The sequence below is a fragment of the Shewanella sp. 5S214 genome (assembly GCF_041439795.1).
Taxonomy (GTDB): domain Bacteria; phylum Pseudomonadota; class Gammaproteobacteria; order Enterobacterales; family Shewanellaceae; genus Shewanella; species Shewanella vesiculosa.
Genome location: NZ_JBGOOV010000023.1, coordinates 41,041 through 67,338 on the forward strand (window position 1 = coordinate 41,041; position 26,298 = coordinate 67,338).

At 40.7% G+C, this 26,298-nt stretch carries 21 protein-coding genes; 10 read left to right on the top strand and 11 right to left on the bottom strand.

Translation table 11 applies throughout. The features are described from left to right. Positions 1-9: 9 nt before the first annotated feature. Positions 10-1,653 (bottom strand): phosphoglucomutase (alpha-D-glucose-1,6-bisphosphate-dependent), encoded by a 1,644-nt coding sequence (gene pgm / locus ACED29_RS15195; protein WP_182723785.1) that lies wholly within the window; start codon positions 1,651-1,653, stop codon positions 10-12. 53 nt (positions 1,654-1,706) lie between these two features. Next, a complete protein-coding gene (seqA, locus tag ACED29_RS15200; RefSeq protein WP_124014958.1) occupies positions 1,707-2,333 on the bottom strand; it encodes a replication initiation negative regulator SeqA in 627 nt (208 codons plus the stop codon). A 301-nt stretch (positions 2,334-2,634) separates the two neighbouring features. Here seqA and ACED29_RS15205 point away from each other — a divergent pair, with 301 nt between their 5' ends. The 9 genes from ACED29_RS15205 (at position 2,635) to ACED29_RS15245 (ending at position 10,051) form a co-directional block, all read left to right on the top strand. After that, entirely contained in the window at positions 2,635-3,408 is a 774-nt protein-coding gene (locus ACED29_RS15205) for an alpha/beta fold hydrolase (protein ID WP_182741804.1), read from the top strand. Positions 3,409-3,506: 98 nt separating this feature from the next. Continuing rightward, on the top strand, positions 3,507-3,728 hold the full coding sequence (locus ACED29_RS15210) for a DUF2788 domain-containing protein (RefSeq protein WP_124014960.1): 222 nt from the start codon (positions 3,507-3,509) through the stop codon (positions 3,726-3,728). 8 nt (positions 3,729-3,736) lie between these two features. Continuing rightward, positions 3,737-4,009, top strand: coding sequence for a LexA regulated protein (gene ybfE / locus ACED29_RS15215; protein WP_011637372.1), 273 nt, complete (start codon positions 3,737-3,739; stop codon positions 4,007-4,009). A 51-nt stretch (positions 4,010-4,060) separates the two neighbouring features. Continuing rightward, a complete protein-coding gene (gene fldA / locus ACED29_RS15220; protein WP_124014961.1) occupies positions 4,061-4,588 on the top strand; it encodes a flavodoxin FldA in 528 nt (175 codons plus the stop codon). Between the two features lie 94 nt (positions 4,589-4,682). Continuing rightward, positions 4,683-5,870 carry an elongation factor P maturation arginine rhamnosyltransferase EarP gene (gene earP / locus ACED29_RS15225; RefSeq protein WP_371698011.1) on the top strand — a complete coding sequence of 396 codons (1,188 nt, stop codon included), beginning with the start codon at positions 4,683-4,685 and terminating at the stop codon, positions 5,868-5,870. A gap of 49 nt (positions 5,871-5,919) precedes the next feature. Further along, on the top strand, positions 5,920-6,480 hold the full coding sequence (efp, locus tag ACED29_RS15230) for an elongation factor P (RefSeq protein ID WP_124014963.1): 561 nt from the start codon (positions 5,920-5,922) through the stop codon (positions 6,478-6,480). Between the two features lie 277 nt (positions 6,481-6,757). Then, a complete protein-coding gene (locus ACED29_RS15235; protein WP_182697430.1) occupies positions 6,758-7,972 on the top strand; it encodes a pyridoxal phosphate-dependent aminotransferase in 1,215 nt (404 codons plus the stop codon). A gap of 105 nt (positions 7,973-8,077) precedes the next feature. Next, positions 8,078-8,665 (top strand): 5'-deoxynucleotidase, encoded by a 588-nt coding sequence (gene yfbR, locus ACED29_RS15240; RefSeq protein WP_347689874.1) that lies wholly within the window; start codon positions 8,078-8,080, stop codon positions 8,663-8,665. Between the two features lie 9 nt (positions 8,666-8,674). Beyond that, the gene (locus tag ACED29_RS15245) at positions 8,675-10,051 is read left to right on the top strand and encodes an anti-phage deoxyguanosine triphosphatase (RefSeq protein ID WP_371698012.1); all 1,377 of its coding nucleotides are present in this window, start codon (positions 8,675-8,677) and stop codon (positions 10,049-10,051) included. 124 nt (positions 10,052-10,175) lie between these two features. On the opposite strand, the gene ACED29_RS15250 is transcribed toward ACED29_RS15245, so the two are convergent. The 5 genes from ACED29_RS15250 to ACED29_RS15270 form a co-directional block, all read right to left on the bottom strand. Beyond that, positions 10,176-11,096 carry a carbohydrate kinase gene (locus tag ACED29_RS15250; protein WP_371698013.1) on the bottom strand — a complete coding sequence of 307 codons (921 nt, stop codon included), beginning with the start codon at positions 11,094-11,096 and terminating at the stop codon, positions 10,176-10,178. Then, positions 11,096-12,625 carry a mannitol dehydrogenase family protein gene (locus ACED29_RS15255; protein WP_371698014.1) on the bottom strand — a complete coding sequence of 510 codons (1,530 nt, stop codon included), beginning with the start codon at positions 12,623-12,625 and terminating at the stop codon, positions 11,096-11,098. The genes ACED29_RS15250 and ACED29_RS15255 overlap by 1 nt, the downstream gene beginning before the upstream one ends. Positions 12,626-12,684: 59 nt before the next feature. Beyond that, positions 12,685-14,445, bottom strand: a complete 1,761-nt coding sequence (locus tag ACED29_RS15260) for a cytosine permease (RefSeq protein WP_273057306.1) — start codon at positions 14,443-14,445, stop codon at positions 12,685-12,687. A 251-nt stretch (positions 14,446-14,696) separates the two neighbouring features. Continuing rightward, the gene (locus ACED29_RS15265; RefSeq protein ID WP_182756480.1) at positions 14,697-15,659 is read right to left on the bottom strand and encodes a sugar-binding transcriptional regulator; all 963 of its coding nucleotides are present in this window, start codon (positions 15,657-15,659) and stop codon (positions 14,697-14,699) included. 20 nt (positions 15,660-15,679) lie between these two features. Next, positions 15,680-16,363: an HAD family hydrolase gene (locus ACED29_RS15270; protein WP_371698015.1), complete on the bottom strand. Its 684-nt coding sequence runs from the start codon at positions 16,361-16,363 to the stop codon at positions 15,680-15,682. 705 nt (positions 16,364-17,068) lie between these two features. Here ACED29_RS15270 and adhE point away from each other — a divergent pair. Next, positions 17,069-19,666, top strand: a complete 2,598-nt coding sequence (adhE, locus tag ACED29_RS15275) for a bifunctional acetaldehyde-CoA/alcohol dehydrogenase (RefSeq protein ID WP_124014971.1) — start codon at positions 17,069-17,071, stop codon at positions 19,664-19,666. Positions 19,667-19,780: 114 nt separating this feature from the next. Here the strand turns inward: adhE and ACED29_RS15280 are convergent, their stop codons facing one another. From ACED29_RS15280 to edd, 4 genes are all read right to left on the bottom strand, one after another. Further along, positions 19,781-20,488 carry an aspartate/glutamate racemase family protein gene (locus ACED29_RS15280; protein ID WP_371698016.1) on the bottom strand — a complete coding sequence of 236 codons (708 nt, stop codon included), beginning with the start codon at positions 20,486-20,488 and terminating at the stop codon, positions 19,781-19,783. 34 nt (positions 20,489-20,522) lie between these two features. Further along, a complete protein-coding gene (locus ACED29_RS15285; RefSeq protein ID WP_371698017.1) occupies positions 20,523-23,600 on the bottom strand; it encodes a DUF3857 domain-containing transglutaminase family protein in 3,078 nt (1,025 codons plus the stop codon). Positions 23,601-23,805: 205 nt separating this feature from the next. Next, positions 23,806-24,450 (bottom strand): bifunctional 4-hydroxy-2-oxoglutarate aldolase/2-dehydro-3-deoxy-phosphogluconate aldolase, encoded by a 645-nt coding sequence (locus ACED29_RS15290; RefSeq protein WP_124014974.1) that lies wholly within the window; start codon positions 24,448-24,450, stop codon positions 23,806-23,808. A gap of 20 nt (positions 24,451-24,470) precedes the next feature. Next, on the bottom strand, positions 24,471-26,297 hold the full coding sequence (gene edd / locus ACED29_RS15295) for a phosphogluconate dehydratase (RefSeq protein ID WP_182697244.1): 1,827 nt from the start codon (positions 26,295-26,297) through the stop codon (positions 24,471-24,473). Position 26,298: the final 1 nt, after the last annotated feature.

Genomic DNA, 26,298 nt, shown 5'->3' on the forward strand with positions numbered 1-26,298 from the left:
ACAGTAAACTTAGCCTTTTAAGGCTTGGTCAATCATAGTCTGTGCTTGAGTAATAATGTCATCCAAATGCTGCTGACTAATAAAGCTTTCGGCGTAGATTTTAAACAAGGCTTCAGTACCTGATGGACGCGCAGCAAACCAGCCATTTTCGGTAGTGACTTTAATGCCACCAATGGCGGCATTATTGCCAGGTGCGTGGCTTAAAATAGCCGTAATGGGTTCACCCGCTAATTGAGTGTCAGTGAAACTATCACGATTTAATTGCTCAAACTTGGCCTTTTTCTTAAGGCTAATAGGGCTATCAATACGAGTATAAAAACTCTCGCCAAACTTGGTCGTTAACTCTTGATAACGCTGAGCGGGTGTTTTACCGGTTACTGCTAAAATCTCCGCCGCAAGCAAGGCTAAAATAAAACCATCTTTATCGGTACACCAAGTACTGCCATCACGCTTTAAAAAAGCGGCACCGGCACTTTCTTCACCGCCAAATGCTATGGTGCTTTGGGCTAAGCCATCAACAAACCATTTAAAACCAACTGGTACTTCTAAACAATGACGGCCTAAGGCATTACAAACCCTGTCGATCATCGCGCTTGATACTAAGGTTTTACCAACAGCTAACGACTCTGACCATTGCGGACGATGGGTCATTAAATAATCTATCGCAACAGCTAGGTAATGATTCGGGTTCATCAAACCAAATCCCGGGCACACAATACCGTGGCGGTCATAATCTGGGTCATTACCAACACATAAATCATAATCTTCGCTGAAGGCTAATAAGCCTGCCATCGCATAAGGAGAGGAGCAATCCATGCGGATTTTGCCGTCTTTATCTAATGGCATAAAGCCAAAAGTAGGATCAACTTTGTCATTAACTAAGGTGATATCAAGACCATATTGTGTCGCAATGTGTTGCCAATAATAAATACCTGACCCACCTAAAGGATCAACACCTATTCGAATGTTGGCTTTTTTAATCGCCTCCATATCAATCACTTCAGCAAGAGATTCAACATAAGGTGCAATAAAATCGACTTCATCAATCCAGCCGGATTTAACCGCGACACCGTAATTGACTTTTTTAACGCCTGACAGCTGATTGGCTAGATATTCATTAGCTTTTGTTTCGATGATTTTAGTAATTTCACCTTCAGCAGGTCCACCATGAGGTGGATTGTACTTAATGCCACCATCTTGTGGAGGATTGTGCGAAGGTGTAATGATTAAGCCATCGATTAAGGCAGCAGGTGCAGACGAATTGGCACGAACAATTGCTTGAGATACGACAGGTGTCGGGGTAAAACCGTCATCTTGTTGAATTAATACTTTGACTTGGTTAGCCGTTAATACTTCAATGACGGACATAAACGCCGCATAAGACAGTGCATGAGTGTCAAAACCAACAATCATTGGCCCGGTAATATTGGCTGAAATACGATAATCAACCACAGCTTGGGTGATAGCCCATATGTGGTTTTGATTAAAACTAGCGGTATAGGCACAACCACGATGGCCTGAAGTGCCAAACGTCACTTTTTGCTGCACGTCTTCCACGTTTGGAATAATGCGATAATAATGACTCATTAATTTAGGAATATTCACTAAATCCGTTTGTAAAGCTTGCTGCCCTGCGCGTGTGTGAATGGCCACGAATGGTCTCCTGTTAGTAAATGAAAAATATAATTCTCAACAAAATTCAAACATTAAATGTGTTCAGCGATACTCTTGGCTCGTTCACTATCGCAACCTAAATGCTCTAATACTTCAGTTAATATCGTTTGTTTTTTGGCAGTATTGTTATTGGTTGTCACCCAGAACCCGCTAGCAGCGATTTCTTTTGGATTAGAAGATTGACTAGAATTGAGTAGCGCTTGTTTAGAACGAGCAAAATACAAGCGCCCTTTCCCTTGTACATTCAGTACTTTATCAAAGTCACTGCGAGCTGTGGTTTCAAGACTGGCTAATAAGTGCATAAAACGCCCTACTGCACCTTTTTGCTGGCTCAACAAATGCTGACTAACAATAGCATCAAAATCAATCGTTGCTGGCGACGATGTTTGTTCATCTGCAAGATTGTATTGGCCAGTGCTATTTTGTTCAGCAATGATTTTTTCAACAGCAGCTTTTGCTTGGTTAAAAACCGGATGATGACTAGCTGCTGATTCAGATTCTAAACTAGGCTGACTGATGGAAGCGGGTAAACTTATATCGACATTTTCAACTGACAAGTTCAGTAAACGACGTAAAATATCCGAAGCGCTTTCGCCAATGCGTTCAGTCTTACTGGCAATAAAGCGATAAAGTTCTTCGTCAATCTCAATGTATTTCATCAGAGTCATCCTTTTTCTATCGGTCTTTGTACTACTGTCGCCATTATTTGACTGGCGCTTGGTAATTCGGGAGCGCAGATCGCCTATTACTAATGCGATCAAAAATTATGGCTTCAGTGTAAGCCAAGCTTAACCAACTAATAAAGTCACAAAATCATTAAATGGCCTATATTCTTAAAAATTTATCAAAAGGCGGGTAAAATATCATCAACAATGGTCACTATCGTTATGATGACTTGATTTGATTGGCTCATTACAGCAAAATCTGCCGTACAAATTGTCCCAATGAGCTTATTGCGTTATGCATTTCGTATCTTCTGGTCAAGGTGAAGCCGTCCTACTTATTCACGGGCTATTTGGCAATCTTGATAATCTAAAAAATCTCGGTAGTGTACTTGAACAACAACATCAAGTTATTCGGGTTGACGTCCCCAATCATGGCTTAAGTGAGCATTGGGATCAGATGGACTACCCACAGTTGGCTGATGCCATGATAGATGTTCTCGATGAATTACATCTTACACAAGCCCATGTGGTTGGCCACTCAATGGGTGGTAAAATTGCCATGGCAATGGCACTGCTACATCCTGAGCGAGTTATAAGCTTGGTTGTTGCCGATATCGCACCTGTTGCTTACAGCCCAAGACATCAAATCGTGTTTGCAGGCCTAACCAGTTTAGAATTAAACGCCAATACCACGCGCAAATCTGCCTTAGTACATTTAACGTCTGCCGGTATTGATGAACCAACATCGCAGTTTCTACTTAAGAATCTGCAACGCACTGATAGCGGTTTTGAATGGAAAATGAATTTAACTGGGCTAATTGAATCTTATGATCGTATTATTGGCTGGACATTACCGTTAACAGACGACAATCATTTCGATAAACCTGCATTATTTATCCGTGGCGGTGAGTCAAATTATGTCACGGCTGAACATCGCGATGAGATCATGCGTCAATTTCCACATGCCAGCGCGAAAACATTAAATGGCACAGGTCATTGGTTACATGCTCAAAAGCCAGAGATATTTAACCGTATCGTGTCTGAGTTTATTGAACAAAACCAAGGGTAAATTTTTAATATTTCCCTTTTTGTACATAGCCGATCGTATCCTGATGTGATATATTCGCGCCCTCTTTTCGCCAGACACTTAATCGCGAAGGTAGAAGTATGTTAAACCAATACATGGATCAAATTGAAGCGGTTGGCTTAAACCTGTTTTTTGCATCGATATTCTTTTTTATCGGCATGGCTATCCATGATGTGCTTAAACAGGGTGACGTCCCCAAATTTGGTCGATATATTGTTTGGGCAGTGTTATTCCTCGGCTGCGCCGGGTTTATTGCAAAAGGTATTATTCAGATGACCTGGGAAGGCTCTGGGATCGGTTAAAGAGTACAATGGCAAAAGAAACAACAGATAGAACGACTATTGACCTTTTTGCCGCAGAAACTCGCCGTGGGCGTCCGAGAAGTAACCCACTGTCTCGTGAGCAGCAATTAAAGATCAATAAGCGTAACCAAATTCAGCGTGATCGCGCTAACGGTTTAAAACGAATAGAGTTAAAGGTGTCACAAGATTTATATGATGCCTTGAACCAACAAGCTTTGAACAGTAACATCAGCCGTAGCCAGTTAATCGAATTTATTCTGCAACAGCAACTCGACAACTGAGACGTTTTTAGAACATCGCACAACGCGAACTAGATATTTAAAGGATAGACAATGGCAACTGTAGGTCTTTTTTTCGGTAGCGACACTGGCAACACCGAAGCTGTAGCCAAAATGATCCAGAAAAAACTGGGTAAAAGCATGTTAGATGTCAAAGACATCGCCAAGAGTACTAAAGAGCAAATTGCTGAATACGATTTGCTTATGTTTGGTATTCCAACTTGGTATTACGGCGAAGCACAGTGTGATTGGGATGATTTTTTCCCGGAACTTGAGCAAATCGACTTCACCGATAAACTAGTCGCTATTTTTGGTTGTGGTGACCAAGAAGATTATGCTGAATACTTCCTTGATGCTATGGGCATGATACGAGACATCGTTGAAGCTCGTGGTGGCATTATTATTGGTAATTGGCCATCAGAAAGTTATAACTTTGAAGCATCTAAAGGCATGGCTGATGACAAGCACTTTGTTGGTTTAGGGATTGACGAGGATCGTCAGCCAGAACTTACCGAAGAACGTGTTGACGGTTGGGTTAAGCAGATATATGAAGAAATGTGTTTAGCTGAGTTAGAAGACTAACCCACATCATCAGATTAGTTTTGTGATTGAAAGCGGCTTTATTGCCGCTTTTTTATGCCTATAGTTTAGGTTTAACGATTAAGTAACTATTAATATGTCAGTCCATCATTCAAACCCATTACCCCCTCATTGGGATATCTTTTGTACCGTGGTTGATAACTACGGCGACATAGGTGTAACTTGGCGTTTAGCTAAACAATTGGCAAGCGAATATGGCATACCCATTAATTTATGGGTCGACGATCTATTGAGTTTTTCTCATATTTTACCCTTGCTCAATCCTGCAAAAAGCCAGCAAGAATTTAATGGTGTGAATATTTTTCACTGGGAAACTCCAATTAAAATAGAGTATGAAGCTGGTGCTGTGATAATAGAAGCCTTTGCTTGTGAATTACCATCACAGGTTAAATCTATTATTGGCCAGTTACATATTCAGCCAGATACTCAGATGCCTATTTGGTTAAACCTTGAATATTTAAGCGCTGAAAAATGGGTTGATGGCTGTCATGGACTACCATCAACACAGCCCAATGGTGTTAAGAAGTGGTTTTACTTTCCAGGATTTAGCCCTAAAACTGGCGGACTGATTTGTGAAACACAATTGTTCAAGCAACGAGATCAATGGCAAGCCGATCCGAAACATAAATTAGCATTATTCGAGCAACTAGGTTTGCAGGGTATTAATGCTCAAGATAGGGTAATCAGTGTTTTCAGTTATGAAACTCCCGCGTTAACTGCGCTGTGTGAATTATGGCAAGCATCGCCAACACCCATCCATGCGCTTATCCCTAAAGGCCGTAGTTTATATAGTTTATCCAGTTTATTGCCTTGCGCCATTGCAGATTTGATGCCCGGTCAACAATTTACTCTTGGCAACCTAACCATACATATATTGCCTATGACAGATCAAAATGACTTTGATCGCTTGCTATGGAGCTGTGATTTTAATATTGTGCGGGGTGAAGATTCGTTTTTACGTGCTCAATGGGCCGCAAAACCCTTTATATGGCACATTTATCCTCAAGAAGATGATTATCACCTGGTAAAATTACAAGCTTTTATGCAAATTTACTGCGATAATCTTGCTCCAGAAATTGCTACCACTTGGTCTGAGGTGAATTCGGCCTTCAACTGTGGTGATACAAACTCGGTAGTAATGCACTGGCAACAGTTAAATTCTGTTAGTTTGCCTTTAACGCACCATGCGATTAAATGGCCAATTAACGCGTTAAATGATGCAGATCTTGCGAGTCGACTCGTTCAATTCGTTAACAATTGCTAAGATACTGCTCTATAAATAAAAAAAGTCCAAATATATAGGAAATAGTGAAATGAAAACTGCTCATGAAATCCGTCCTGGTAACGTGATCATGTTAGATGGCAGCCCATGGGTTGTTCAGAAGACTGAAACAACTCGTTCTGGCCGTAACGCTGCAATCGTTAAGTTAAAATTAAAGAACGTATTGCTAGATTCTGGTACTGAACAAACCTTTAAAGGTGAAGACAAGTTAGACGATATCATTTTAGAACGTCTTGATTGTACTTACTCTTACTTTGCTGACCCTATGTATGTATTCATGGATGAAGAATACAACCAGTATGATGTAGAAGCTGATAACTTAGGTGATGCTGCTGACTATATCATTGATGGTATGGAAGACGTTTGCCAAGTGACTTTCTACAACGAGAAAGCAATTTCTGTTGAATTACCAGTTCACATTGTACGTGAAGTTATCTACACCGAGCCTTCTGCTCGTGGCGACACTTCAGGCAAAGTAATGAAGCCAGCTACCATCACTGGTGGTGGTACTATTACGGTAGCTGACTTTGTTAAAGTGGGTGACAAGATCGAAATTGATACTCGTACAGGCGAGTTCAAAAAGCGCGTTTAATCGCCAGTTAACTTGGGTTATTAGTAAAATAGTAATAACACAAGTCAACTCATTAAAAGCCAGCACTACGTGCTGGCTTTTTTGTTATTAAACCCTATATCACCGCTAAAAACAGCGTCATAAACAGCACAAAACACTGAAGCAAAGCCTAATTTAGCCCAAAAAACAGTATTTTTGACTGATATTATTATCATTTTTACCCATTTGCCCCTTTCACAATAACGATAAATTCGTTATGGTTCGCTAACTTAAGCCGTATTTAGTTATTGAGAGTAGTATGCGACCCATTATCAAATCCAATAAACTTGACTCTGTTTGCTACGATATCCGTGGACCAGTGCACAAAGAAGCCCGCCGTTTAGAAGACGAAGGTCATCGTATCTTAAAGCTTAATATCGGTAACCCGGCCCCGTTTGGATTTGAAGCGCCAGAAGAAATTGTGCGTGACGTTATTTTAAATCTGCCAAGTGCTCAAGGATATTGTGAGTCAAAAGGCTTATTTTCTGCCCGCAAAGCAATTGTGCAACATTATCAAGCACAGGGTATTTTTGGGGTTGATATTGAAGATATCTATATTGGTAATGGTGTGTCAGAACTTATCGTCATGGCTATGCAAGGATTGCTCAATACTGATGATGAAGTCCTTATCCCCTCACCTGATTACCCGTTATGGACAGCAGCTGCAAACCTCGCTGGCGGCAAAGCAGTGCATTATCGGTGTGATGAGGAAGCGGATTGGTTTCCTGACTTAGATGACATTAATAGTAAAATTAGTAGTCGCACCCGCGCGATAGTATTAATCAATCCAAACAACCCTACTGGTGCTGTGTACAGTAAAGAGTTGTTGTTGCAAGTTATTGAGCTATGTCGCCAGCACGATTTGATTTTATTTGCTGATGAAATTTACGATAAAATTCTCTATGACGAAGCTAAACATATTCCTGCAGCAGGCTTGTCTGATGATATTTTAACCATCACCTTTAATGGCTTATCGAAAGCATATCGCGCCGCAGGCTTTCGTGTGGGTTGGATGATGTTATCGGGTAATTTAAAAGCCGCTAAAAGCTACATTGAAGGTTTAGAAATGCTTGCTTCAATGCGCTTGTGCGCCAACGTACCCAATCAACATGCGATTCAAACCGCATTGGGCGGCTATCAGTCCATTAATGAGCTGATATTACCTAATGGCCGTTTAACGATTCAACGTGATGCTGTGTATGAATTGCTTAACCAAATTCCTGGTGTCAGTTGCAAAAAGCCTCAAGGTGCCTTGTACGCATTCCCGAAATTAGACATGAAAAAGTTTAATTTACGCGATGACGAACGCTTGGTATTAGATTTACTCAGAAATAAAAAGATTTTGCTAGTTCAAGGCACAGCCTTTAATTGGCCAGAGCCGGATCATTTACGCGTGGTTTTTTTACCGTATAAAGAAGATCTAACTAAAGCAATGACTGAATTTGGCAATTTCTTAGAAGATTATCGTCAATAGACACAATATCTCTGCCATAAAATACTAAGCGACTGAACAGTCGCTTTTTTTTATCGATAAGCTGCTGTAAGCTGAGACAAACTATTGAGCGCAGTAAGGAGTCTCATGAGTCATTTATTTGCCCATTTATCACGGATGAAACTGATCCAACGTTGGCCGTTAATGCATAACGTGCGCCGTGAAAACGTTCAAGAGCATTCGCTACAAGTGGCGATGGTCGCTCACGCTTTAGTGATCATCAGTAATAAAAAATTCGCCACTGACTTAGATGCTAATAGAGCGGCTGCGATTGCCATTTATCATGATGCCAGCGAAATTTTGACCGGCGACTTACCGACACCAGTAAAGTACTTCAATAAAGAAATCGAAGCTGAATATAAAAAAATAGAAGCTATAGCAGAACAGCGTATGCTGGAAATGGTCCCGGTTGAGTTTAGAGAAGATTATCGTAGTCTGTTTATCAGTGAAGAAGCCGACCCACAATATAAGGCCATTGTAAAAGCGGCGGATACACTTTGCGCATATTTAAAGTGCCTAGAAGAACAAAAAGCCGGTAATAGTGAATTTAATAGTGCCCGTAAACGTTTAGAACAAATGTTAGACGACAACCCTAACCCTGCTGTAGGTTATTTCCGTGAGTGTTTTATTCCAAGTTTCACATTGAATTTAGACGAAATTAATCAAATGCTGTAAAGGAATTTTATGCCTGATAACACCATCGAGTCCAGTGATACACAACAGAGCAGCCGTTGGCTACAGCGTTTACTCGGTGAAGATAAACAACGCCGAAATGATCATCGTAGTCCATTTCAGCGTGATCGCGCCCGTATTCTGCATTCAGCTGCATTTCGTCGGCTTCAAGCCAAAACACAAGTGCTTGGCGTTGGTATGAATGACTTTTATCGCACTCGGCTGACACATTCATTAGAAGTGTCACAAATTGGTACCGGCATTACTGCTCAACTACGGCGGAAATATCCAGAACTACGGTATTTGCTCAATTCAATGAGCCTTATTGAATCAATTTGTTTAGCCCATGACATAGGCCATCCTCCTTTCGGACATGGCGGTGAAGTGGCATTAAATTACATGATGCGCCATCATGGTGGCTTTGAAGGCAACGGGCAAACCTTTCGGATTTTAACTCGTTTAGAACCCTACACGCCTTCATGGGGAATGAACCTGACCCGCCGAACGTTACTCGGGGTAATGAAATATCCCGCAACTCATGGGCAGTTATTTGTGGATCAACAACGACCAGATATCGTTAATCACCGTCAATTAAAACCCTCAGAATGGCCGCCGGTGAAAGGATTGTTTAATGATGACAAGCCCATTATTGATTGGGTATTAGCGCCATTATCCGAGTCTGACAGGCAATTATTTATCAGCAGTGAACAAAGCCATACGCACCTTGATTATCCCCATTTAAAAACACGCTATAAATCATTTGATTGCTCGATTATGGAGTTGGCTGATGACATAGCTTACGCAGTACACGATCTCGAAGATGCCATTGTCATGGGGATTGTCAACCAACGTCAGTGGCAACGCGATGTGGTCGATCAATTAACTGAAATCAAAGATCAATGGCTGATATCGGAAATGGCTAGCATTGGTGGCAAACTGTTTTCCCATGAGCATCATTTACGTAAAGATGCTATCGGTACCTTAGTCAACGGTTTCGTCACCGCGATTGGTATTAGTGCCAATCCGCAGTTTGACGAAGACTTATTAAAATATAATGCCGAATTGGAGCCAGACTTTGCTGCAACATTACATGTACTGAAACAATTAGTATTCAAGTACGTTATTCGTAAACCGGAAATTCAAATGCTGGAATACAAAGGCCAACAAATTGTGATGGAATTATTTGAAGCGTTTGCCTCAGATCCTGAACGCCTTTTACCCGTCAATACTCGTGAGCGATGGTTAGCGGAGCTCAATGAAGGGAATAATTCAATGCGAGTGATTGCCGATTATATTTCTGGCATGACAGATGGATTTGCAAGTCGCTTACATCAGCAACTATTTGGTTCAAAAGCAGCGGGTATTATGGAGTTAAGCAGCGAGCAATAAAATTAATTGCCGCCGTTAAGTTTCCATAAAAAAGCGCTTGGTCATTACGACCAAGCGCTAACGGGTTAGATAAGGGGAAATAACCCACACTTCTCACACTTCACACAAAAAAACATCGGACTGTTTACTTTGGGTACATAAACGCTTGGATTTGATTTAACGTCAGCTGTGGCGTAGCCCCATGAGACTGAGCAACCATAGCACCCACTGCACAAGCAAAATCAATCGCATACTGTGGATTAGTATCAGTGCACAGTTGATACAGTAACGACCCTAAAAAAGAATCTCCGGCGCCAACGGTATCAACTACATTGACTAAATAACCTGAATTATAATACTTCTTCCCAGCAATACTCAGTAATGCACCATGACTGCCTTTGGTGACACATAAATAATCGGTATGGGTTTGGACAGCAATAAACTCGAGATTTTGCTCAAATGAGTTAAATGGCGAGCCCATGGCTTTAGCGATTTCGTAGAGTTCATCATCATTGAGCTTAATAAAATCTGCTTGCTTCATTAACTCGACAATACTCTCAAGTTGATAATGTGGCGCACGAAGATTGACATCAAACACACTAAATGTGGCTAAATCTACCAGCGCCGTTAATGTACCAAGTGACACCGCACTTCGACCGATTAAACTGCCAAATACCAACACATCTGAACAATGAACAAGATCGATGATAGCGTCAGTTAATGCGATATTGTCCCACGCAGTATCCGCGACGATGTCATAAGACGCCGAACCACTTTTATCTAAGCTCACTTGCACTGTACTGGTACTTTTTACGGTATCAATGGCGATACAATTCCGATTAACGCCGCGTTCATCAATGAAAGCCAATAATTCATGACCCAATTGATCGTCGCCAACCGCACTGATCATTGCCCCTTTAATCCCCAAGGCGTTGAGTCTGACACAGACATTTAACGGCGCGCCGCCAACGCGTTTACCGTCAGGAAAACAGTCCCATAATACCTCACCAAAACAGCTGATATTGATATCTTCGGTGGCTTTATGATTGATTAATATACTGTTCATCACTGTTCCTTAGCGTCTAATCTTGCTTGCATAATGGTTTTAATCTCACTTTCTGGTGCATATAAGGCCGCAATCGCTTGGCGATAATCTTGGCAAAAGCTTGCTTGATGACAAAGATCACCAAATAAATCGCTTAACTGTAAAAAAGCCAACGGATCTTGCGCCGTCTTGCTGGCAAAATCGTGTAATTGCGGTGCCATTTGGTCACTAATCGCTAATGTTTGCCCTTGCTGATCGACGCGCTTATCACTGTATAAACACCATGCCGCAATCACTAAAGTCGCCAATGAGCTATCGCGGCCTAAGGCGATATTTTCATTAATCGATGCAATGATAAATTTAGGCAATTTTGCCGAACTTTCTGAGCAAATACGCGCCAAACTGTCTTTAATGTTCGGATTGGCAAAACGTTCAATTAAGGTGTCTTTGTATTGGGTTAAATCAATCCCTTCAAGTTGTTCAATTAACGGCGTGACTTCATCGTCCATAAAGCGGCGTAAGTAGCCTGCAAATAGTGGATCAGATACTGACTCATCAATGGTGGCAAAGCCTTGGATAGATCCTAATAAACCTAATACTGAATGGCCAGCATTTAATAAGCGGATCTTCATTTTTTCAAACGGAGTAACATCAGCAACAAATTGTGCACCGACATTATCTAACGGCGGACGACCATCACTAAAATTATCTTCAATGACCCATTGGCTAAACGCTTCACACGTGATCGGCCATTGATCATTAATACCTAAGGTACTGGCAACATAATCAATGTCGGCTTTGGTGGTCACTGGGGTGATACGATCTACCATCGCATTAGGAAACGAGACATTATCTGCTATCCATTTGCCTAATTGAGTATCGTTTTTATTCACAAAGGCCAACAGCATTTTACGAGTCATATCACCGTTATGCTGAATATTGTCACAAGACTGCACCGTAAAAGGTTTCATCCCTTTGATTTTACGTTGCTTCAATGCGGCAGTTAGATAACCAAATGCGGTAATAGGATCTTCTGGATGACTCATGTCATGAATAATATCTGGGTTAGAGTAATCAAACTCACCCGTAGCAGGGTTAAAGTTATAGCCCCCTTCAGTAATTGTCAGTGATACAATTTTAGTATGTTGATGTATCAATCGATCAATCACGGCTTGCTTATTTTCTGGTGCGAACAGAAAATCAATCATAGCACCAATCACTTGATGATCAATCTGACCATTCGGATGACGCACGGTTAAACTGTATAAGTAGTCTTGTTTAACCAACACATCACGTAAACTACGATTGGCTTCTAATAAACCAACGCCACAAATAGCCCAAGATTCAGAGCCCGGCTGTTTTAATAACTCATTAATGTATACCGCTTGATGAGCACGGTGGAAACCGCCAACACCAATGTGAACGATACCTGCTGTTAACTTACTACGATCGTACCTAGGTACATCTACATCACTAGGTAAAGTGGATAAACATTGTTGATTTAAGGTCTTAAGTGGAACGTTTACTTGTTGAGCGTGATGCATATACATGCCTCATAAAATAATAAATGATGGAACTGAATGTTATTTCAATTAAATAACACTTCAGACTAAGACTCATTTGCCGTTGTTCGTATAAGTCTTGGTTCAGCAGTATGATAATTTAATTTTTTATGTCTTCTTAATGCGACATAAGAACAACTAAAATAAATAACAGTACAAACCAGGCAGATGGTTTCAAACAGTGATTTATTAACGGCATAGATCTCCATCGTTGGGCTATAAAACATCACTCTTGCCGCCAAAATGCTAATCATAACTAATGAGAAAAATGCAAAACCATTGAGTAATTTTGTTAATTTACTATTGTCTTCAACGTGAGGATTATCACCTTTGGCCATAGTATCCTGATACTGTGCAATTTGCTTTTGCTCTATTTCATCAGCTTTAATATGTTCAGAATAATCCAAACCTGCACCATATTTATTAGCTAATAAAGTATAAATAATAATGGTGAATATCCACGTAGGAATAAACAAATAATAAAATGAAATAATATCAAGCGTATTTAGGCCAAAACCAAACACGAGTGCTAATGCCCAAGATGTAATTGCCGGAGTGCTCTTGGTTAAATTTTGATATTTAGCCCAATAACGGGTTAAACCAATCTTAGGAAATAGCACGTGTTCAGCAAACACTATGCCTCCCACTGGAACGACTAATAAACCAGCGTAAGTCAATAAGGGTAACATCTGAGTAAATACAAACGGGAAACAGGCAATCACCATGGTCACAAGACCGACTATCGCAGTAGTACGTTCACGAGATTGTTTAACAAATATCGACTGTGCAGCTAATCCTGCGCGATAGAGATTGGCGTTAGCAGTAGTCCAACCGGCAATAATAATAATCACAAAGCCAGAAAAACCTAGAGCTTGATATGCCACATCACCGGGATCGAGTTGGCTAATAGTGGTCTTAAGTATGACGGCAGTCCCCGCCCCCATAATACCTGCGGAGATCCACGCTAAGTAATGACCAAAGAACATCCCGACACCTGATAACAAACCATAACTTTTACGTTTAGCGAAACGAAAAATTGCCATATCAATCAAACCAAAATGAGTAATTGAATTGGCGGCCCATGCAAAACCAATCACTTCGAGCAAGCCAATACCAGGCTCGCCTTTATCATTTAAGCCGGTCCAGATTGAACTATCACCTATCGTCATAAAATCTTGCCAGCTATTGAGAGTGGTGCTACCAATCACATGATTTGATAACGCTGGAAATAACGAAAAAGAACCCGCGATGAAGATAACAAATAACCAAGGCGCACAGATTTTAGAAAAATCTGCCACAGTCGAGAAACCATACATGGCGACCACAACAACAATTGAGCCAACGGCTAATACAATCATCACAAACCATAGACTACTGGGATACCAATTTAACTGTGCGGGAATATCAAACAAGAAGCGAACTGCAGTGGATGATACAGTGATCATTGCTGCCGATATCACCGAAAAGATCACCACGTTTGCCCAATTATAAAGCTTAGTCATCGAATCGCCGGCAATTTTATTTAAGTAATTATATAAACTTAAACGCGTTTCGACCGCAATTGGTGCAGTTAATAGCCACCATGAACACATGGCTAGTAGGTTACCAATAAGTAAGCCTAAAAGAATATCAATGGTCGATGCACCTAAAGCGACAAACGTTGCCCCAATAACAAATTCAGTTGCGGCAACATGCTCCCCAGCATACAAACCTGCAAAATGTTTCCAACCGTGCAATTTATTTTTGGCAACGGGAAGTTGCTCTTCATTCATCAGTTTGAATGAAGCCTCATGTTGACTTATTGTCATTATTTTTATTTCCTGTTTAGGAGATAAGTAAAACCCTCACCTAAAAACGATGATAAAGTGATACTGTATAACCTTTACTGACTATTTATTATTTCGCTTGAGTAGAAATAATAACCCCATTTATATTTTTATCGTCCTTATTAATGACTAAAGCATTAGTATTAGTATTAGTATTAGTAAGATTATAGATACTAACTTACTCGCTGAGTATTATTTAAATCTCAATATAAGTATTTTTATATTTTTTATAATTACTTTAGCTTAGCCAATAATCTTTCAGCAGTATATTCATTGGTAATTAATGAATTAATTAATCGGCCTTGTAATGCTGCAAATATCGCATCCACTTTTTGCTGCCCTGCCGCGATACCATAGACAGGATTGGTTAAGTCAATATTTAACGGTGAGCTCATCACCAGTTGATTGATTGAGTTATCAAGTAATTGTCCTTGTTGGTTATAAACCCAACTGATGATTTCACCGATAGCATCATTATTAACTAATGCATCTAACTGAGACTGATTAATGAAACCGTCAAGTAGTAATGGTGGCTCTATGCCCATGTGGCCTATTCCGACAAAAGTCGCATCAGCTTGTCTGACTAATTCAAAAATACTTTTTACCGGCGCCAAGTCATGCAAAAGCTGTTTCTCAGCTACCGAGCTGGCAATAACGGGCAACGGCATTGGGTAGTGCTTAGCTTGTACTCTATTGGCCATACTCACTACGATATCAAAAGCAGATGCTGAACCGTCGAGCATCATATTGCCCAATAACGATACTATTTTATGCTGTGGGCACTGCATTGAAGGTAACTCATCGATACACGCTTTAAGTGCGCGGCCTGTGCCAAAAGCTAACGTTTTTGGCTGTTCGGACTTTAAATAACGCTCTAATACACTCGCGCCACCTTGTGCTAATCCATGAACCGAACTGCTGTCAGCGGGATCGCTTGGTACAATTTCGCATTCTAGCAAGTTAAAGGCCTGAGTCAGTTGATGTCCCAATTCCATGCATTTAGCAATTGGATGGTCTAAACGGACTTGAATTAGGCCCTCACTCACGGCTAAAGCAACTAAACGCTGTGCAGACTGTCTTGATACTTCTAATTTTTGAGCGATTTCATCTTGAGTATTTTTAGCAACATAATATAGCCAGGCAGCACGTGCAGCTTGCTCTAGTCTTGCGAGTTCAGAGTTTGATTTGGTATCCATGCTATCCCTTTTATGCACTATCAACGCACTAATGCTGGCATTAAACGATCAAAATTCTGCCAATGACTTAATACTGGCACTGTTGGAAATACTTGTGATACTCGGTGTAATTCATTATCAAGGCGATCGATAATATGACCACCACCAACATAATGAATCACGTTCATATTGGCTGTAATTGCAGCACTTACACCAAAATAACTGTCTTCTATGACTAAACAATGCTGAGGCTCTACGCCCATTGCGTCTGCTGCAAATAAAAATAAATCGGGAGCAGGTTTGCCTTGTTTAACTTGGCTTGCAGTAAAGATATGACTGCCAAACACCTCGGTTAATCCCACCACCTGTAATGCTCTCGTTGTTCGGGGTAAACTGCTACTGGTTGCAATACAATATGGTACTTTCAAGCTAGACAATACTGATTTGATGCCATCTGTTACCGTTAAATTTTTTTCAAATTCTACAAGTAATTGCTGTCGATACTCTTCCTCAAAATGTTGAGGTAAGCTGGTAGACAATAAACGCTTCACCTTGTCTGCTACAGTTGTAAATTGACAACCTAAAAAGTGTTCTTGTACAAACGCCATGTCAATGGTGCAGCCCAACTCGGCGAGTTTGTCGATTAACACTTTGGCACTAATGACTTCACTGTCGATAATCACGCCATCACAGTCAAAAATAATCAATTGTGTATCAGTGTTCATATAACCGCCTTAACGCTATAAATCAGAACTATAAATCCATTTTACAGCTTGTTGGACATCAAATAACAATCATTTATCCAATATCGCCATAGTTGATAGGCCCACTAATGCTACATAAGGCGTGTATAGATCACTAAAGCTATTCAATTGCTCTAAAAACACCAAGTCGAGCAAATGCCCTTCTGTTGAGCATATTCCCTTTTATAAATATTGATGTCAATCACAAATCTTTAATTAAATAAGCTAAACAAACTTTAGGCATTGCTTATGTAAGCTAGCAAGGAATAAAATATTATTAAATTTCAATGCTGTATTTTTATATTGGTTAATAATTTGCTTCAGAGTCACTTATAAAAGTGAACAAGAAACATACCGTTTTAAATATAAAACAATGATTAATGCTTCAATACCAACCGATTTCACTTAACTAAGGCCTGCTCATTCATTATGTAAACAAGGCTTTCATGCTGTAATTAACATAAACAACCATAGTATTGTGTACTAGAGTGTTTTAAGTGATAGTGAAATCAAAGCCTTATTAAGATGCGATATTACTGATTTAAAAACACCTAAACCGTAATAAAATTACCAAATATTACGATTTTGTGGTCATCATCACAACAAACTGCCCCTAGAAGATGTAATTTTATTTACAAAGAATGTTTTGCAAAACTGCTTTGTTGAATGTTTTTAAAGGAAACCACTATGACAGTCACCAATACACAAGAACTTGATTTATTAGTAGAACGCGTTGCCAAGGCTCAGGCTGAATTTGCAAACTTTAGCCAAGAAAAAGTAGATGCCATTTTTAGAGCCGCTGCTTTTGCTGCTGCAGATGCGCGTATTTCATTGGCTAAAATGGCGGTAATCGAAACGGGTATGGGTGTATTAGAAGATAAAGTGATTAAAAACCACTTCGCATCTGAATATATTTATAACAAGTATAAAGATGAAAAAACCTGCGGAATTCTTTCCGAAGATATCACCTTTGGTACCATCACCATTGCCGAACCTGTCGGCATTATTTGCGGTATTGTGCCAACCACTAATCCAACATCGACCGCTATTTTTAAAGCGCTTATTAGTTTAAAAACTCGTAATGGGATTATTTTTTCTCCACATCCAAGAGCCAAAAACTCAACGACTACCGCTGCGAGAATAGTATTAGATGCAGCTGTAGCGGCTGGTGCGCCTAAGGATATTATTGGCTGGATAGATCAACCCAGTGTTGCATTATCAAACCAATTAATGACCCACGCAAAAGTTAATTTAATTTTAGCCACTGGTGGTCCAGGCATGGTTAAAGCCGCCTACTCATCTGGTAAACCTGCTATCGGCGTTGGTGCGGGTAACACTCCCATCGTGATCGACGAAACCGCTGATATTAAACGTGCTGTTAGCTCTATTTTAATGTCAAAAACCTTCGACAACGGTGTTGTATGTGCGTCTGAACAAGCCGTGATTGTAGTAGACAGTATATATAAGCAAGTTAAAGAACGTTTTGCTCATTACGGTGGTCATATTTTATCTAAAGCTGAAACTGCGGCGATGCAAAATGTCATTCTTAAAAATGGTGGCCTTAATGCTGATATCGTTGGTCAAAGTGCGGTAGCTATTGCGGCCATGGCAGGCTTTGAAGTCCCAAGCAATACTAAAGTACTAATTGGGGAAGTTAACGATATTGATGATGCGGAAGCATTTGCCCACGAGAAATTGTCTCCGTTGTTAGGTATGTATAAAGCCAAAGACTTTAACGAAGCAATGGATAAAGCAGAGGCCTTAGTCACCTTAGGCGGTATCGGTCATACCTCAGGCTTGTATACCGATCAAGACACTCAGACAGAACGTGTTAAAACCTTTGGTTTTAGAATGAAAACTGCACGTATTTTGATTAACACCCCTGCTTCTCAAGGTGGTATTGGTGATTTATACAACTTCAAATTAGCACCGTCATTAACCCTAGGCTGTGGTTCATGGGGCGGTAACTCAATTTCTGAAAATGTTGGCCCGAGCCACTTAATTAATAAAAAAATGGTCGCTAAGAGGGCTGAAAACATGTTGTGGCATAAGCTTCCATCATCAATTTACTTCCGTCGTGGTAGCTTACCAATCGCATTAGAAGAATTAAGCGACAAAAAACGTGCATTAATTATTACTGATAAGTTTTTATTTAATAACGGCTATTGCAACGAGACATTAAAAATCCTTAAAGCACAGGGCCTAGAAACCGAAGTGTTTTATGAAGTAGAAGCAGACCCAACCTTAGCCATTGTGCGCCAAGGCGCTAAAGTGGCACAAAGTTTCCAACCTGATGTAATTATTGCATTAGGTGGTGGTTCACCAATGGATGCGGCTAAAATTATTTGGGTAATGTACGAACACCCTAATGTCGACTTTGCTGATTTAGCATTGCGATTCATGGACATCCGTAAACGTATTTATAAGTTCCCAAAAATGGGACTTAAAGCCCAAATGGTAGCGATACCTACCACATCGGGTACCGGTTCTGAAGTGACTCCGTTTGCAGTAGTTACCGATGAGATCACTGGCAAAAAATACCCTATTGCAGATTATGAATTAACACCTAATATCGCGATTATTGATCCTAACCTTGTGATGAACATGCCCAAGTCATTAACCGCTTTTGGTGGTATTGATGCGATAACTCACGCGTTAGAAGCTTATGTCAGTGTAATGGCAAACGAATACAGCGATGGCCAAGCATTGCAAGCGCTCGATTTATTGGTGAAATACTTGCCTGATGCCTATGAGTTAGGTGCCAAAGCCCCTGTCGCTCGTGAAAAAGTACACAATGGTGCGACAATAGCGGGGATTGCTTTTGCCAATGCATTCTTAGGAGTTTGTCACTCAATGGCGCACAAACTGGGTGCTGAGTTCCACTTGGCTCATGGTTTAGCTAATGCATTATTAATCTCTAACGTTATCCGCTTTAACGCGACAGATATGCCAACTAAACAAGCGGCATTCAGTCAATACGACCGCCCTAAAGCATTATGCCGTTATGCTGCAATTGCAGATCATTTAAAGCTAGGCGGTAAAACGGATCAGCAAAAAGTAGACAAACTAATAGATAAAATCGAAGAGCTGAAAAAGATCATTGGTATTCCTGCATCGATTCAAGAAGCCGGTGTTAATGAAGCAGATTTTATTGCAAAACTGGATCTACTTGCAGAAGACGCGTTTGATGATCAATGTACAGGTGCTAACCCTCGTTACCCATTAATCAGCGAGATTAAGCAAGTGTTACTCGATAGCTTCTATGGCCGTGCTTACAAAGACTAACCAAAAGCGCCATTAGAAATGATAAACGCCTTACACTAGACTAGTGTAAGGCGTTTTTTTATCTATCGATATTAAACGAGGCAACCGATACTAGCTTTCGAACATTATCGGTTATTAGGTCTCATCATGATTATCTAAAGCCAACTTCACAGCACTATTAGCGTGTATTAGCGTCGTGTCATACAAAGGCACTGGGGTATGTTGTTGCTGCACCAATAATGCAATCTCGGTACAGCCTAAAATAACCGCCTCTGCCCCTTGCGCAAACAACTTATCAATAATCATTAAATAAGCCTGACGAGACTGTTCATTAATCTGCCCTAAACATAACTCTTGATAAATTACATCATGAACAATGGTCTGATCTGCCGTATTCGGCACCATAACCTCAATAGGATAATTGTCGCTAATACGGTGTTTATAAAAGTCTTGCTCCATAGTAAAACGGGTGCCGAGCAAGCCCACTTTGCTAATACCATCGGCAAGTAGCGCATTGGCTGTGGCATCTGCAATATGCAAAATTGGGATGCCTATTTCGGCTTGTATCTCATCGGCAACCTTGTGCATGGTATTGGTGCAAATTAACAAAAAGTCAGCACCACCTGCCTCAACCGCTTTAGCGGCCTCGGTCAATAACAATGCTGTTTGTTGCCACAAACCTTGATGTTGTAAGGTTTCAATTTCAGCAAAATCGACACTGTATAAACACACTTTCGCTGAATGTAAGCCACCTAACGCGGACTTTACTCCTTGATTAATGGCTTTGTAGTAATTGAGTGTCGACTCCCAACTCATGCCGCCGATCATGCCAATAGTTTTCATGTGCTAATACCTTAAAACAGTCGATGTATTCAAATTATTCATTTTGACTCGTTTTCCACAACGCAGTGAGCTGTTCAACAAATTGACTGTCTTTGTTTTTAGAATTGGAAACAACCAGCCTAAATGCTTCGCCTTGCAAAGGCTCTATCATGATGGTGGATAATTGATCCTTTTGTTGATTTAACTCAGTGGTGATATCTTTGATATCAGCAATTGCCACTGAATACGAGATAAACTTGCCATTTTCAGTCCAATATGAAAACACCTTCGTGGCACTAAAACCATTTCCTTCAACTTGATTATTAAGCCAATGATGACTGTAAAATAATACCGGTAGCTCTTGTTCACTGATCAATTGATGTTGGCGTAAAAATGCAATATCTCGGCTCCACAACTGTTGTCCTTCAATGACCTCATCTTGACTAGACAAGCCAATAGTTGACGCAATACTCACCAAATAGAGTGGTAAAACACACAGCCCTATGACGAGATGACGCAGTCGCCAGCGAGAGTTATGTTGATATGCGGCTCCTGCTTTGTCATTAATCCGGTTAATGTATAACGCTAACGGCAAAAAAGTAACAATAAGGATCAACACATCTACATAAAAGTCATCACGCATTGAATAGGTTATCGACACAATCACATAAACAACGAATAAACTAATGGCGGTAGTTTCTGAGATCAGCTTTTTGGGCTGCTCTCTAGCATCATTGTTTGCTTTTAACTTAGCAAACAATGGGAAATACCAGACTACGTTAAAAAAGGCTCTTGCCCTCGGCCAAATTGACGATTGCTCTAGCGTGCGAATATATTGCCAGTTTTTATAACACCAATAATAAATATACACACCAAGAGTCATAAAGATCATCACAGACATTTTGGTGGTGGATACTGGGTAGAACTGGGCATCATCAGCAGGAGCTTTCTCTCGCAGCCAGGAAACTAAACAAAACGAAGTACCGATAAAAAAGCAAAAAACATAGCTGAGTAAAATACGTGAATCTGTGTCTAAATCATCAATAAAATCATTATCTGAGGCCGTCGTGGAATAAGCAGTACCATAATCAACCAGACCAAAACTGCCCACATCAGAGACATTTCGTAATGCTGCAACATATTGATCAACATCATTGGCTTCGACACGGTCAACTTTCGATTGATAATGATATGCTAATGTCAGCTCATTTATAGAGTCATCGAATGTCACTTTGTAATTAAAATCAAAAAAGGGGTTCGTTTCGTTCAAAACTTCTTTATCAAATGTCCATTTCTGATCCAATAATTTAAGCTTAATATCACCCGATAAAGTAATGGGATGACTCAAAGACAACACTCTTGGTCCATGACTTTCTGGCATGGAAATGTAGGGGGAGACTTGGCTTTCGTAAACGCTAAGACCAAAACTACCATTGTCAGCTTTTATCCAAGGTTGTTTGATTACGTAGTGTTCTTTAAAAATTGTCGTGCCGGTTTCAGTATTTTGGCTTACTGACATAGGCGTAGCAACTTCAAGATCATTAAACGAATTTTTGTAATAATTTTGATAATTGTCTGACAGAGACTGTAAGCCAATATCAGCTAATCTTCCACGAATACGAGTACCTTGCTCTCCTTGATAAGTGGTTGTGACATGTAAACTCCCCTCACCATGAACTCCTTGTGTAAAATCATACACTTCATGAAATTCTACAAGAGAACCACTTGCTGCTGAATCCATTAATTCAAGTTGTTGAGTATTGTCTCCAACCACAAGGGCGAAGCCATAATTGGGTTGAAACACAACCGGTAAAGCAACATTTTGATTCAGCAGTGTAGGGTCTAACCAGTAAAATTTATTATCTAAGCTGACTTTGACTATCATGTGATTAAATGCTGATGCTCGAGGTAAGGAGTCTTGTAAGATTTTGCCCTCTTTGGTATTAACCAAAACAGGTGATGCTTGAATGCCTAATCCTCTAAGTAGCGCAATTAATAACACAGATTTATCTTTACAGTCGCCATATCGCTTGGCCAATGTATCGCTCGCCTTAGCGGGTAAATGGCTGTTGGCTCCAATTTCAATACCCAAATAACGAATATCTTGTTGAACAAAATTCAATGCAAGCATGATTTGTTCGGCTTGGGTATCAGCACTTCGGAATTGATTAACCAATTCTTGAATTGCTTGATTTTGATCTATTTGTGGCGCAAAGAGCGCCTGAGCCCACTCTCTAACCTGTTGCCAAGAATCCATCTCAGACCAATAAGCGCGAGCATAAGGATGGAACCAACTGGCAGCGTCTGAATAATACTTACTCACGGGCATGTCTTTTAACATCAGCTGATAATCAATTTCATTGCCTAATTGCGTTTGCGTAAATTTCATCTCAGTATTATTAACAGAAAAATTAAGCGGTTGCTTTTTCCCCCAAATAATACGTAAAAATTGTTGATGTACGGGAACATCCCATTGTAAACGTCGAGAATCTGAATAGATCCCTTGGTAAACAGGATTAGTGCCAACAATACTGTATTGATAATCAACAATATCGCCGACACGAATATCATGTAAAAACCAGCTCGCCGTTTTAGAGGCATCGTAAATTAATCGCTGCCCACTTTCGACTTGTTGTAAATTAAATTCACTGTCTGCTTTTTTATCAATGACCGCCCCATCCCGAATAACATTCATCTTATGGAAAATAATTTTCTGATAAGCGGGATCAAACGTAATGCTAATTTGCGAGACAGCTTCTAAGCCTTTGGGCGTTATTGCTTTGGTCGTATAATGATTAAACTGAATTAGACTGCCATCGGCGGTGACTTTAGACTGCTCATCAATAAGCAAGTAATACACCCCATCGGCAAGCTCTGAAGATGGAACCTTATCTGGTAAATCATACGCTATTGGCGTAACCCAATTAGGCACATTGTCAACCAATAGGCCTTGGTTTTGATGATCCCCAAGGTGCCATTGAGAATTGAAAGATTGTCTCGGTAATTCAGCATGGATTGGGCTAGCAGCTACAAGGGGGGAGTAAAAAGTAATAAAATAAATACTGCATAACGCCAATACTGCTGACAACAACAAACGATGACCATGGGCCATATGATCTAAAAAGCGCACCATAAAAATATCCTTGTGCTAACAAAAGTCATTTAACGGGCTGTTCCGCCCATTTTTAAGTAGCGCTATGTTATTACAAGTTACTTACAATTAACAATTTTTAGTCGTTCAACTCGTCTATATCACCTACAAACTAACCCCTGCCAAATTTAAGACATAAAAAAACCAGCATAAGCTGGTTTTTCAACGGTAAACTCATTGGTAAAGATTAAAGCGCTGCTAAAGCATCTTTACACAGTTGGGTAATGCGATCCCAATCTTCATTTTCAACTGCATCTGTCGGGGCAATCCAGCTACCGCCAATGCAATCTACATTCGACAGTGCAAGGTAGTCTTTATACGTCGCAGGGCTAATGCCACCTGTTGGACAAAAACGAATACCCGACAGTGGACCAGAGAAAGATTTAAGTGCATTAATGCCACCAGAAGCTTCAGCAGGGAAGAATTTGAAATGAGTATAACCCAACTCCATTCCCACCATAACTTCTGAAATACTAACGATACCAGGAATTAATGGCACCGTGCCTTTTTTAGCAGCTTTTAGCAAATCAACTGTTGCACCTGGAGTGATAATAAATTGTGAACCAGCATCAATTGCTTGTTGTAATTGGGTCTGATTTAAAATAGTTCCCGCACCCACTAGAGCTTCTGGCACTTCTTTAGCTATTTTAGCAATGGCTTCAAGCGCACAAGGTGTTCGAAGTGTTACTTCAAGTACGCTAATACCGCCAGCAACTAAGGCTCTAGCCAAAGGCACTGCATGCTCTATTTTATTAATCACCATCACAGGAACAATCGGGCTGCGTTTAAATACATCTTGTGGCTGGAGTAACCAGTTATTAGGCTCAATCATAATACCGACTTCCTTTATTTTTAATATAATTCATCAAGAGCATGTGTACTGCGGGCACCTGTTTCAGGGCTGCTTAAGCTACTGCGTAATGCACCAAATAATTCACGGCCCATGCCATAACTTGAATGGTGTAAATCGACCACGCCTGCTGTTCTGCTTGCCAGTGTTTTCTCATCAACAAACAGGGTTAACTCACCTGTTGAAGCATCAACCCGGATCAGATCGCCATTTTCAACTTTGGCTATCAAACCACCGTCAAGCGCTTCTGGAGTTAAATGAATTGCTGCAGGAACTTTACCTGAGGCACCAGACATACGGCCGTCGGTCACTAATGCAACTTTAAAACCTTTGTCTTGAAGAGTGCCAAGATATGGTGTGAGCTTGTGCAGCTCTGGCATACCGTTAGCTTTAGGGCCTTGGCCTCTGACGACAACAACACAGTCTCGATCAAGCTCACCGGCCTGGAATAGCGCATCAAGCTTGTTTTGATCATCAATGACAATCGCAGGTCCTTCTACCACACGATTTTTATCGGGTACTGCAGACACTTTAATCACTGCGCGGCCAAGATTACCTTTGAGTAATTTCAAGCCACCGTTCTGTTGGAATGGGGTATCAAGATGCGTTAACACTTCTTTGTCTAAGCTTTCTGTCACGCCATCAACCCATTTAAGTTGACCATCAAGTAAGCGAGGTTCTTGGGTGTAACGACGTAGGCCCTGACCGGCGACAGTATTCACATCTTCATGCAATAGACCACCATCGAGTAGCTCTTTGATTAATAACGCCATACCACCTGCGGCGTGGAAGTGGTTAATATCAGCATGACCATTAGGATACACGCGCGCTAACAGAGGCACGGCATCAGATAAGTCAGAAAAGTCGTCCCAGTTTACAATTATGCCTGCGGCGCGAGCAGCTGCCACTATGTGCATAGTCAGGTTCGTTGAACCACCTGTCGCAAGAATTCCCACAATTCCGTTAACTACTGATTTCTCAGAAACGATTTCACCTATTGGTGTATATTGTGTGCCCATAGATGTTAAACGGCACACTTGTTTCGCGGCCATTTTGCTTAATTCATCGCGTAATGGATCGTCAGGATTAACAAACGATGAGCCTGGTAGCTGTAAGCCCATTATTTCAAGCATTAGCTGGTTAGAGTTAGCCGTACCGTAGAAGGTACAAGTACCAGCACTATGATATGACTTAGCTTCTGCTTCAAGTAGCGCCGCGCGATCAACCTGACCTTGAGCAAATTGCTGACGAATACGGGCTTTTTCTTTATTCGGAATACCAGACTTCATTGGACCAGCAGGCACAAATAGCATAGGTAAATGGCCGAAACTTAAGGCACCGATTAATAGTCCCGGTACAATTTTGTCACAAATACCCAGTAGTAGCGCACCATCAAACATATTATGCGATAAGCCGATCGCGGTAGACATAGCAATAACTTCACGGCTCAGTAAACTTAACTCCATGCCTGGTTGACCCTGAGTCACACCATCACACATAGCAGGTACACCTGCAGCAACCTGTGCAACACTGCCGACATCCATACACGCTTGTTTAAGCATATTTGGGTAGGTTTCGTAAGGTTGGTGTGCTGATAACATGTCATTAAAAGCGGTGACAATACCAATATTGGCTTTCGTTAGTTGACGTAAAGAGTCTTTGTCCGCTGGCTGACAGGCCGCGAATCCATGAGCCAAATTGCCACAACTTAGGGCGCTACGATGAACACCTTTTGCTTTGGCATCATTTAAGGCCGTTAAATACGTTGAACGAGACTGTTTACTGCGTGCAATAATTCTATCGGTGACGGCTTGTACTACTGAGTGCATG